We start from the raw sequence: 11,049 nt of genomic DNA, 5'->3' as shown, positions 1-11,049 counted from the left end.
CGACTTCGTTATAATATCATTTGCTGTAAACTTCGTCAACTCTTTTTTTCAAAAGTTTTAAAAGTTTTTTTCATCCCGTAAGGACATGTAATAATATACCAAGGAAATAGCTTGCGGTCAACGTATTTTTTCATTTTTTTACAAACTTTTTTCATTCACGATTATTTAAAAAACAAGTAGTTTTAATTGTTCGTTTTTCAGTTATATTCCTTGTCTTTCAGTTTATATATACATGATAAAAAAAGAAAAAAAGCCACAGATAAATTCTGCAGCTTTTTATCATTTAGCGCATTGTTGGGAACAATAGGACATCACGGATAGATTGTGCGTCGGTTAGAAGCATGACCAAGCGATCAATTCCTATCCCTAATCCACCGGTTGGCGGCATGCCATATTCTAATGCTTCCAAGAAGTCTTCGTCTACACCGTGCGCTTCGTCATTTCCAGCTTCACGTTCTTTTTCTTGTGCTTCGAATCGTTCTCTTTGATCAATTGGATCATTTAATTCAGTAAAGGCATTGGCAAATTCACGCCCAACAATAAATAATTCAAAACGATCGGTAAAGCGTCCATCTTCTGGATTTTTCTTCGCTAATGGTGACACTTCTACAGGATGACCATAGACGAAAGTTGGTTGTTGCAATGTTTCTTCAACGAACGTTTCAAAGAATTCATTGATAATATGTCCAACACTCATAGCATCTGTTATTTCTACTTGATGTTCTTTTGCATAAGCACGTGCTTCTTCTACTGTCATTTCTTGCCAGAAATCAACACCTGTTTTTTCTTTTACTGCATCAACCATGTGTACACGATTGAAACTAGATGCTAAATCAATCTCTTGTTCTTCGTAAACAATATGAGCTGAGCCTAGTGCTTTTTCTGCAGCATTACGAATGATACCTTCTGTTAAATCCATAATATCTTTGTAATCAGTATATGCAGTATAGCATTCTAACATCGTAAATTCTGGGTTATGTGTAGTATCTATTCCTTCATTACGGAAGACACGACCAATCTCATAGACTTTTTCCATACCACCAACAATCAATCGTTTTAGGTGTAATTCTAAAGCAATACGTAAATACAAATCCATATCTAACGCATTATGATGTGTGATGAACGGACGAGCTGCTGCGCCACCTGCTTGATTATGCAAGACTGGTGTTTCAACTTCTAAATAACCTAATCCGTCTAAATAGCGGCGAATTTCGCTAATAATTTGACTACGTCTTGTAAAACGGTCAAAACTATCTTTATTACTAATTAAGTCTAAGTAACGTTGACGATAACGTTGCTCAATATTTGTTAGTCCATGATATTTATCTGGTAGCGGACGTAGTGCTTTAGACAAGATAACAATATCTTTGGCTTTCACAGACACTTCACCAGTATTTGTTTTCATAATTTGTCCAGACACACCAAAGAAATCACCTAAATCCGCATGTTTAAATACGTCATATGCTTCATCGCCTACTTCATCTTTACGTACATAGATTTGGATACGTCCTTCACGGTCTTGTAAATGAGCGAATCCCGCTTTTCCTTTACCACGTTTGGTAACAATACGTCCAGCGATACTAGCAGTTAGGTTCATTTCACTTAATTCTTCTTTAGTGCGTGGTTCAAATAATTCATGTAACTCGGCAGAATTATGAGTACGGTCAAATCGTTGGCCAAAAGGATCGATTCCTTCTTCTCGTAATTGCTCCATCTTCTGACGACGTACCAGCATTTGATCATTTAATTCTTCTTGTGTTTGTCGTTCCTCTGTCACGAGTCTTCCTCCATTCTCTGATATGTTTCCTTTCTATAATGCCAATGTTAAGAAAAAAAAGCAAGTCGAAATTATTCTCCGACTTGAACTTTTCTTTCTTCTATTGGTTGCTTTTCAATTTTTTCTAAAAATTCTTCGAGCAAGCCAACGGTTGTTTCCCGATTTTCGGATCGGTTAATTGCAGCTTTGACTTTCGCTGCACGTGAAACACCTTTTAGATAGTAGGCAGCATGTTGACGGAATTCTAAAGAGGCTACTTTTTCACCTTTTAACTCAATTAAACGGTCATAGTGTAAAATCGCGGTTTCGATTTTTTCACGTGGGGTTGGTTCAGCAATTAATTCTCCTGTTTCTAAGTAATGCTTCGTACGGTGAATCATCCAAGGATTTCCTAAAGCAGCACGTCCAATCATTACTGCATCGCAACCAACTTGTTCAAACATCCGTTTTGCATCTTCTGGTGTCCGAACATCACCATTCCCCATAAAAGGAATATCAATGTTTTGTTTTACTTCTTTTAAGACTTCCCAATTAGCTTTCCCTTCATACATTTGAACCCGTGTTCGACCATGCATCCCGATTGCTGCTGCACCTGCCGCTTGAGCAGCCTGTGCATTTTCAACCGCAAAAACATGTTCATCATCCCAACCAATACGCATTTTGACAGTCACCGGTTTATCAATGGCAGAAGAAACGGCACGTACCATTTCATAGACTTTGTCTGGATCAAGTAACCACTTAGCACCAGCTTCTGCCTTAATAATCTTGTTCACAGGACATCCCATGTTGATATCAATAATATCTGCTGTTGTGTTTTCTGCGACGAATTGGGCAGCTTCCACTAAGGAATCTTTGTTTCCGCCGAAGATTTGTAAGCTAAGTGGGTGCTCGGTTTCATCAATATGCAACATACTTAAGGTCTTTTTGTTCCGCATCTGAATCCCTTGGTCACTAATCATCTCACAGACAACTAGTCCAGCACCTGCTTCTTTGACTGTCACTCGAAAGGCGGAATTCGAAATACCTGCCATTGGGGCTACGACTACTCGGTTAGGTATTTCAACATTTCCAATTTTCCATGTCTGTTCCATTTATTTTTTATCTCCTGTAATTTCATCGATTAAACCTTGCAACTCATCTTCATCAAAGTGGTATTTGTTACCACAGAAAGAACAAACCGCTTCTGCACCATGATCTTCTTCAATCATTGCTTGAATTTCACTCGTACCTAGAGTAATAATCGCCGTACTGAATTTTTCTTTCGAACACTCACAATGGAATCGCACAGGCGCATCTTCTAAAATCATGATTGAATCACCTTCAAAAATGATATCTAAAATATCTTCAGGTGTTTTTCCTTCTTCTAATAAAGAAGACACATTCGGTAAATTTTTCAAGCGTTCTTCCAAACCAGCAATCACTTCATCGCTAGCTCCTGGCATCACTTGTAACATAAAACCGCCCGCTGTTTTGATTGTTTCATCTGGATTAACTAAGACACTCAAGCCAACAGCAGATGGAATTTGCTCAGAGATTGCCAAATAATAGGTAAAATCTTCGCCTAATTCACCAGAAACAATCGGTGTTTGACCAGAAAATGGCTCTTTTAAACCTAAATCTTTAATTACTGTGAATACACCATTGGTCCCAACTGCCCCACGTACGTCTAATTTTCCTTTTTCGTTTAGGGGTAAGCTAACTTTTGGATTTTGAATATATCCTTTGACATCACCTTTAGCATTACTATCTACGATAATCGCACCCGCAGGACCGTCACCTTGAATTTTTACAGTTAATGTATCTTCACCTTTTAAGGTTGCACCTAGCAATAGCCCTCCGACTAATGAACGTCCTAAGGCTGCAGAAGCTGTATGCCAGGTACCATGGCGACGTTGTGCTTCAGAAACCGTTTCTGTGGCATTGACTGCATAGGCACGGACATAACCACCATACGCTAATGCTTTTACTAAATAATCTTTCATGAATTGTTTCGCTCCTTCAATATTTACTAGTGAATAATACTAGTATCTTTGACTTTTTTCAACTTTACCGTTTGGTTTCATAAGAAAAGACTGCGGCATATGCCACAGTCTTTCATTCTTATTCGTCAGACTTGTCTTCCTTTGCCTTTGACTCTTCACGAATATTTTCAAAATAGTCTTTGGCACTCTCAGCGTCTTCTTTTTCTTCTGCTTGTTTTTTGGCATCTTTTTCTTCTAATGCACGTTTGGCTTCTTCAAAAGATTGTGCTTTTTCACTTGGAAATTCACTGTCTTCTGCGCCTTCTGGCATTTTGCCTTCTTCAAACAATGATTTGATTGCTTTTGCATCTAGTGTTTCAAATTCCAGTAATTTTTCAGCAATCAATTTATGTTGTTCGCGGTGTTCTTCAAGAATCTCACGTGCTTTGGCATGAGCTTTCATTAAGATACTACGAACTTCTTGGTCAATTTCAAAGGCTACTTGCTCAGAATAAGCTTTTGTTTGACCATAATCACGTCCAACAAAGACTTGATGATTTCCTTCATATTGAACAGGACCAAGTTTATCACTCATTCCATATTCAGTAACCATGCTACGAGCTAAACCAGTTGCTTGTTCAAAGTCATTTGAAGCACCTGTTGATTGGACATTGAAGATTAATTCTTCTGCAGTACGGCCACCTAACAAACCAACAATTTGTTCAAACATATCATCTTTAGTCATTAACATTTGATCTTCTTTTGGCAAGGCAATCATATAACCGCCTGCACGTCCACGTGGGATAATTGTTACTTTATGGACGATACGTGCACGACTCAAGACTAAACCAACAATTGTATGGCCTGCTTCATGGTAAGCAACCATTTCACGTTCACGTTTGCTAATGACACGGTCTTTCTTCGCAGGACCAGCAATAACACGGTCTTCTGCTTCATCGATATCAGAAGCATCGATTTTCTTTTTATTACGACGAGCAGCGACTAGAGCTGCTTCATTTAGTACATTTTCCAAATCTGCACCTGCAAAACCTGGTGTTTGTTGGGCAACAACTTTTAAATCGACGTCATCTGCTAATGGTTTATTCTTCGCATGAACACGTAGAATCGCTTCGCGTCCTTTCACATCTGGGCGACCGACAAGAATTTGACGGTCAAAACGACCTGGACGTAATAAAGCTGGATCTAGTACGTCTGAACGGTTAGTTGCAGCAATGACAATGACTCCTTCATTTCCACCAAAACCATCCATTTCGACTAATAATTGGTTCAAGGTTTGTTCACGTTCATCGTGTCCGCCACCCATACCGGCACCACGTTGACGACCAACGGCATCAATTTCATCAATAAAAATAATTGCTGGTGCATTTTTCTTCGCTGTTTCAAATAAGTCACGGACACGGCTGGCACCGACCCCAACAAACATTTCAACGAAGTCTGAACCAGAGATAGAATAAAACGGTACGCCTGCTTCACCTGCAACGGCTTTTGCTAGCAATGTTTTACCTGTTCCTGGAGGTCCTTCTAGTAACACACCTGCCGGAATACGTGCGCCTAATTCAGAAAAACGACGAGGGTCTTTCAAGAATTCAACAACTTCGACAAGTTCTTGTTTTTCTTCTTCTGCTCCTGCAACGTCAGAAAAACGAACACGATTTGCTGTTTTATCAGCTTCTTTGGCTTTAGATTTCCCAAAGTTCATGACGCGGCCGCCTCCGCCGCCTCCGCCACCTTGTTGGCTCATCATCATATAGAAGAAGAAAATAATGATTACCAATGGTAGAAAACTAATTAATAAAGAAACCCAGATACCACTACTAGATTCTTCTTCAATCGTTGTTTTAACTGAATGATCACTCGCTAGATTTGTAATTTCGCTTAATGTTGTGTCATTAGGCAAAACCATTGTGGTAAAGCGTTTAGTACTTGATTCGGTTGATCCGAAAACGGATAATCCATTGTTATTTGATATTTTTTGTTCTTCATTATATTCACCAACAATACGATACACACCGTTCGCTGGCTGAACTGAAAACTCTTTGATATCGCCATCTTCTAGTTGTTCAGTAAATTTTGAATATTCGATTTCAGGTGTTTGATTGCCACCATTCCCTATGAAGAAGTAAACAACCATGACCATTGCTAAAATGACTAACACATAGTACAAGGTATTTCTTACTGTTCCATTATTTTTTTTGTTCATGCGGCCCCTCCTTGCCATTTTGTCTTATCCTGACCATTATATTGTATCATAGTTCTTTTTTAAACGGTCAATCTTTTGTTTCATACACACTAGGTTTTAAAACACCAACGTAAGGCAAGTTACGGTATTGTTGAATATAATCCAAACCATACCCTACAACAAACTCATTAGGCACATCAAAACCAATGTAATCTGCTTCAATATCTACTACACGTCCTTCAGGTTTGTCTAGTAATGTCACGATACGGACAGATTTTGCTTTACGGTATTTAAATAAGTCAACCAGATAGGCTAATGTGCGTCCACTATCAATGATGTCTTCGACAATCAGCATATCGCGCCCTTCCACATTGGTATCTAAATCTTTGACAATTTTTACTTCCCCTGAAGAGACTGTCGCATTCCCATAACTAGATACATCCATAAAATCGATTTCTAAGTAACAATCCATTTCACGTACGATGTCAGCCATAAATGGTACAGCACCTTTTAAGACACCAACAACTAGCGGGTTTTTATCTTTGTAAGTTTCAGTCAATTCTTTTCCCAATTCCTTACAACGTGTATCAATCTCTTCTCGCGTAATTAAGATTTTTTCAATGTCTTTTTCTAACATTTTGTTTCTCCTTCCAAATTCTACTCCTAGTATTTTGAAACACACACCGTTGTATGTTGTTTCGTGACTTTCAATTATTTGCATTGTTTTACTTATCGGCTTCTTCTCTTCGACGATAAAGAAGTACGTAGTGTATTTTATCAGTTTCTTTCGCAATACTCAAATAGGAAAAGACATATGGTAGCAATCCTAAAACGATTCCTTGACAATCTGTCACCACCCATGCATTCTCTCGTTGTTGATTGGGAATTTTTTGATCGATGAAATATCGACTAATTTTTTTACTTATATGTGGTTGTAATGCAATTTTATCACCCGGTTGGCGCTTTCGTAAGCAACATTCAATGGGAAATTCTACCGATAATTCTTGGCGATATTCTGACCAAAGTTTGACTTTTTTGGGAATTTTTATGTCATCCTTCAAAAAAAAGCCAATCCATTCATCATCAGATAAATAACAAGTATCGCCTATTCGTAGCGTTCGTTCTGACATACTTGGTAGCTTTTTTGTTACTGTAGGGCGAAACACCACTTGTTCGTAAGACTTTTGAACTTGCCAGCCAGCTAAATCGACGTGCCATTGTGCGGTCTTTTCATCTAGCAATTTCATTAGTTGTTGGCACTGCTTCTCAGATAACGGCACACCCAAACCTTGTAAAAAAAAGTATCGCTGCGCAGGCGACATCTTTAGATATGTCGACCATTGAAACTGTAATTGCATGCCCGTTTTTTGAACATATTGGGTAATCCAAGTTTGTTGCTGTTCACGAATCAATTCCTGTGCCCAGTCCATCTGTTGCGACCATTGCTGAAAATGTTGGCTCACTTGTGGATTTTCTTTTTTCAATAATGGAATCACTTGATGACGAAGACGATTTCTCTGCATCGCGAGCGACTGATTCGTTTCGTCTTCAAAAAAAGGAATTTGCCGTTCTTGACTATAAGCTAAAATGTCAGCTTTGGTTGTTTCCAATAATGGACGCACAAGTCGTCCTGTACCAAAAGATTGGGTCAACTGAATGCCCCGACTACTGAAAAAATTACCTTCGCGTACCATCTTCATTAAAATCGTTTCGATTTGATCGTCACTGTGATGCGCAGTAACTAGAACATCGTAATTTTCTTTTGCTAATACTTCTTTGAAAAAAGTATATCGAAATTCTCTTGCAGCAGCCTCTACACCAGTTGTTGCCGGCTCATCCCATCGTGTATGATAAAGAGGCAATTGTTTGTCTTGGCAATACGCAATCAAAAAAGCTTCTTCTTCATACGATACCTCTCGCAAACAATGATTCACATAAACAACCCCCATGGGCACAGATAGTTGTTCTAGTATATCCAGAAGCACCATGGAATCCACACCTGTAGAAACAGCGACTAAAACTCGTTCATTCGCTTGCCACAATTGTTGCGTTTGAATCAATTGTCTTACTTGCTCGACTAACATCTTGTCCTCCTTTTCAAAACAAAAAACAGACAAGACGATCAATCTTCATTGATTCCCTGCCTGTTCAATTTCAGTCATTAGTTGCGGCGTCCGCCACGTCCGCCACGTTTACCTTCAGTGCTACGTCGCAAAGTAGATAAACGATCGTCGCTATCTTTTAAGAACGAACTCATTAATGAATCGAAGTCTTGTTTGTTATTCCCTGTATTTTGATTGTTATTGTTACGTGGGAATGATTTCTTTTGACTTGATCGATTAAAGTCTTTTTTTGGAAATTCACGTTTTTCTTCTTTCGGTTTGTCTTCAGCTTTGCGAATAGACAGTCCAATTTTACCATCATTTCCAATAGTCGTTACTAAGACGGTTACTTCATCGCCAACTTTTAAGACCTCATTAATATCTTTTACAAAACCGTTTGAGACTTCACTAATATGAACAAGTCCTGTCTTGCCCCCACCTAAATCAATAAATGCACCAAAATTTGTAATACCTGACACTTTTCCCTTTAGTTTCGCTCCAACTTCGATTGACATAAAAAAATGTTCCTCCTAATAATGTTTGCCCTTTCGTAAAAACGTCCTACATTTCTGTAGGATTCTTGGTTACCCAAGCAATCCCCGCTGTTTCAACGGTTCTTTATTTATGCTAAATCACACTAGCATACACCAGTGCTACGCATGACTACTCTGTTTCCTGTGTGGTCTCTGTTTGTTCTTCTGCTACATTGTTTCCTGGCAATGGAAAAATTAATTCACCATCTTTAGAATACAAAAAACGACTGCGAGCAACTTTTGCCACATATTCCTTGTCATTTAACAACCCAACATCCCGCGTTAAGCCGTCAACTTTCATTGCAACTTCTTTTTGTTGTGTAAGTGTTTCTTGTTTGACTTCTTCTAATTTATTCAAACGTAAGTAATCGTTAAACAATGAGACTCCGACACTCAAAAACACGACAAAAGCAACCACAAAAACAGCTAACAAGCGACGGCGTCTAAAAATGATTTGACGTTGTTGTTTGGCATACTTTGCATACTGTTCTTTGGCATAGTCTGTATCTAGGATTTTCAAATTATCTTTGTTTCCTTTGGTCAAAACTATTCGCTCCTATCTTTATTGACTGTCTTCCTTATTATAGCAACATCCCGAGTACTTGTCTAACCTAAATTACTCAAAATTTTCGACTCTATTTTCTGAAATCAATGTATACATTTTAGCCGCATCTTCTTTTTTGGTAGATTCATGCAATGCTTCCACTTTGACTTCAAGTATTCGGTTCCCAAATTGAATGCGCAATACATCCCCGATTTTGACTGAACTACTCGATTTTGCTAGATTTCCATTAATTTGAATACGACCTTTATCAGCCACTTCTTTTGCCACTGAACGTCGTTTAATGATTCTTGAAATTTTTAAAAATTTATCTAAACGCATCTTATTTTCCTCCTAAAAAACGTAATATTTTTTTACCAAACGGCAGCATTAACCATTCGCGTAACGATAACAAACGAAAACGTATCGCTAATTGAATAAATGTTACACCACCGATAGCAACTCCTATCAAACTAAAACCAAACGCTTGTAACCGCGTAGTTACCGGACCGGCTATCAACATAATTAGTTGAAACCCAACAAAAATCATCACGATCATGCCAAATGTACAACCAATTAACTTCAAACTAAAGTGCTTCTCACGCCAAAAACAATTCACTTCACTTGTCTCTTGCTTCATTAAATAGCCTAAAATAACTACTAACCCTAATAAAGTAGACAAACTTGCACCGATTGTTCCCAACCACATAGTCAGTAATCCTGTTACAACAGCTTTAGTCAGCAAGCCCCAACCAGCTGCCTTCAATGAGCGACGGAAATAGTTTTGACTTTGTGCGATGCTTTGATAGGCATTGATTGCTGCCGTTAATGCCACAGCAAACACGAAAAATTGCAATGTTTGATTGCCAGCATTGTCTTTAAATAGCGCAAAATTGATATATGGTACAAGCATTGCTAGACCACTTGCAGCAGCGCAGGCTAAACTAATAGTCAACCGTAAGTATATTTTAGCTGATTGCAAAAAGAGTGCAGATTTTTTTTCAAGCAAATACTTGGTCAATGCAGGCAAAAAGGTGGAACTTAATGCCGTCGCAGCGACTAGCCCTAATTGAACCAACGGCTGACCGCGGTCATAAATACCTTTGGCAATCCGAGCTTGTTGCTCAACCATGCCTCCAAATTCTAGCGCATTTACTACGAAAAAGGAATCAATTAATTGGAATAAAATTAACAAACCGCTATAAATTGAGAGCAAGCCACCTTCCACTAATAAACGACGCAACATCGGCTTAGAAAAACGAACCTTTCGCGGCAGTCGGAAGAAACGATGATGTCTGCCAAAAATACGATAATCATAGAAAGCTAGTAACGCCCAAGCTACTAAACCGCCAATAAAAGCCCCCGTCATCGCTAAAGTCCCCACCTGATAAATCGAGAGCGACCATTGATGAAACAATGACGCTGCAAATAAAATGACTCCGACCCTTAAAAGTTGCTCGCTCACTTGTGAAACCGCCGAGGGAACCATCAAGAGATTCCCTTGGAAATTCCCGCGGTAAAACGACAACGGCGGAACTAAAAGAAAGGTAAACGATACGACTTGAATTAATGGCTGTAATGCACGATTTCCCATAACTAAAGCAATCCATCCACTAAAAAGAAAAATACTCCCCCACAGTAAAACAGCTAGCCAAAACACCAACGGGTACAGCTCATCTAAGACCTGTTGCTGTTCCTTGGGACTTTTTTTGCTGGCAACTAATTTGGAAATAAATTGTGGCAAGCCAGACAACGCCAAAGTCATAGCTAAACCATAAATTGGATAGACTTGTTGGTACACATAAAATCCTTCATCCCCAACTAAGTTTTGAAAAGGAACACGATAGACAGCACTTAACAACTTAGCAATAAATGAAGCAATCGTTAAAACAAACGCACCTCGCATCATTGTTTTCATTCGATTTTGAGCCATCT

General features: G+C 38.7%; 10 protein-coding genes. All 10 read right to left on the bottom strand.

Going from position 1 to position 11,049, the window contains the following annotated elements:
• Positions 1 to 283: 283 nt before the first annotated feature.
• Entirely contained in the window at positions 284 to 1,777 is a 1,494-nt protein-coding gene (lysS, locus tag BAU17_RS06730) for a lysine--tRNA ligase (protein WP_161902066.1), read from the bottom strand.
• A gap of 71 nt (positions 1,778 to 1,848) precedes the next feature.
• Positions 1,849 to 2,868, bottom strand: a complete 1,020-nt coding sequence (dusB, locus tag BAU17_RS06725) for a tRNA dihydrouridine synthase DusB (RefSeq protein ID WP_161902065.1) — start codon at positions 2,866 to 2,868, stop codon at positions 1,849 to 1,851.
• Positions 2,869 to 3,759, bottom strand: coding sequence for an Hsp33 family molecular chaperone HslO (gene hslO / locus BAU17_RS06720; RefSeq protein ID WP_161902064.1), 891 nt, complete (start codon positions 3,757 to 3,759; stop codon positions 2,869 to 2,871).
• A 118-nt stretch (positions 3,760 to 3,877) separates the two neighbouring features.
• Positions 3,878 to 5,959, bottom strand: coding sequence for an ATP-dependent zinc metalloprotease FtsH (gene ftsH, locus BAU17_RS06715; RefSeq protein ID WP_161902063.1), 2,082 nt, complete (start codon positions 5,957 to 5,959; stop codon positions 3,878 to 3,880).
• Positions 5,960 to 6,026: 67 nt separating this feature from the next.
• Positions 6,027 to 6,575: a hypoxanthine phosphoribosyltransferase gene (hpt, locus tag BAU17_RS06710; RefSeq protein WP_161902062.1), complete on the bottom strand. Its 549-nt coding sequence runs from the start codon at positions 6,573 to 6,575 to the stop codon at positions 6,027 to 6,029.
• A gap of 88 nt (positions 6,576 to 6,663) precedes the next feature.
• On the bottom strand, positions 6,664 to 8,022 hold the full coding sequence (gene tilS, locus BAU17_RS06705) for a tRNA lysidine(34) synthetase TilS (RefSeq protein ID WP_161902061.1): 1,359 nt from the start codon (positions 8,020 to 8,022) through the stop codon (positions 6,664 to 6,666).
• 77 nt (positions 8,023 to 8,099) lie between these two features.
• Positions 8,100 to 8,555, bottom strand: coding sequence for a S1 domain-containing RNA-binding protein (locus BAU17_RS06700; RefSeq protein WP_161902060.1), 456 nt, complete (start codon positions 8,553 to 8,555; stop codon positions 8,100 to 8,102).
• A gap of 148 nt (positions 8,556 to 8,703) precedes the next feature.
• A complete protein-coding gene (locus BAU17_RS06695; protein WP_161902059.1) occupies positions 8,704 to 9,117 on the bottom strand; it encodes an FtsB family cell division protein in 414 nt (137 codons plus the stop codon).
• A 72-nt stretch (positions 9,118 to 9,189) separates the two neighbouring features.
• Positions 9,190 to 9,456: an RNA-binding S4 domain-containing protein gene (locus tag BAU17_RS06690; protein ID WP_161902058.1), complete on the bottom strand. Its 267-nt coding sequence runs from the start codon at positions 9,454 to 9,456 to the stop codon at positions 9,190 to 9,192.
• Position 9,457: 1 nt separating this feature from the next.
• The gene (locus tag BAU17_RS06685) at positions 9,458 to 11,047 is read right to left on the bottom strand and encodes a putative polysaccharide biosynthesis protein (RefSeq protein ID WP_161902057.1); all 1,590 of its coding nucleotides are present in this window, start codon (positions 11,045 to 11,047) and stop codon (positions 9,458 to 9,460) included.
• Positions 11,048 to 11,049 lie beyond the last annotated feature (2 nt).

This window comes from Candidatus Enterococcus willemsii (assembly GCF_009933335.1).
Taxonomy (GTDB): domain Bacteria; phylum Bacillota; class Bacilli; order Lactobacillales; family Enterococcaceae; genus Enterococcus_F; species Enterococcus_F willemsii.
Note: the sequence above shows the minus strand (reverse complement) of the source record. Positions and strands in the feature narration are given on the sequence as shown.

What these genes read in the sequence shown, in the direction of transcription:
- hpt (WP_161902062.1), bottom strand. Translation starts at nt 6,575, where the DNA reads ATGTTAGAAAAAGACATTGAAAAAATCTTAATTACGCGAGAAGAGATT.
- ftsH (WP_161902063.1), bottom strand. Translation starts at nt 5,959, where the DNA reads ATGAACAAAAAAAATAATGGAACAGTAAGAAATACCTTGTACTATGTG.
- hslO (WP_161902064.1), bottom strand. Translation starts at nt 3,759, where the DNA reads ATGAAAGATTATTTAGTAAAAGCATTAGCGTATGGTGGTTATGTCCGT.
- dusB (WP_161902065.1), bottom strand. Translation starts at nt 2,868, where the DNA reads ATGGAACAGACATGGAAAATTGGAAATGTTGAAATACCTAACCGAGTA.
- BAU17_RS06700 (WP_161902060.1), bottom strand. Translation starts at nt 8,555, where the DNA reads ATGTCAATCGAAGTTGGAGCGAAACTAAAGGGAAAAGTGTCAGGTATT.
- BAU17_RS06685 (WP_161902057.1), bottom strand. Translation starts at nt 11,047, where the DNA reads ATGGCTCAAAATCGAATGAAAACAATGATGCGAGGTGCGTTTGTTTTA.
- BAU17_RS06690 (WP_161902058.1), bottom strand. Translation starts at nt 9,456, where the DNA reads ATGCGTTTAGATAAATTTTTAAAAATTTCAAGAATCATTAAACGACGT.
- tilS (WP_161902061.1), bottom strand. Translation starts at nt 8,022, where the DNA reads ATGTTAGTCGAGCAAGTAAGACAATTGATTCAAACGCAACAATTGTGG.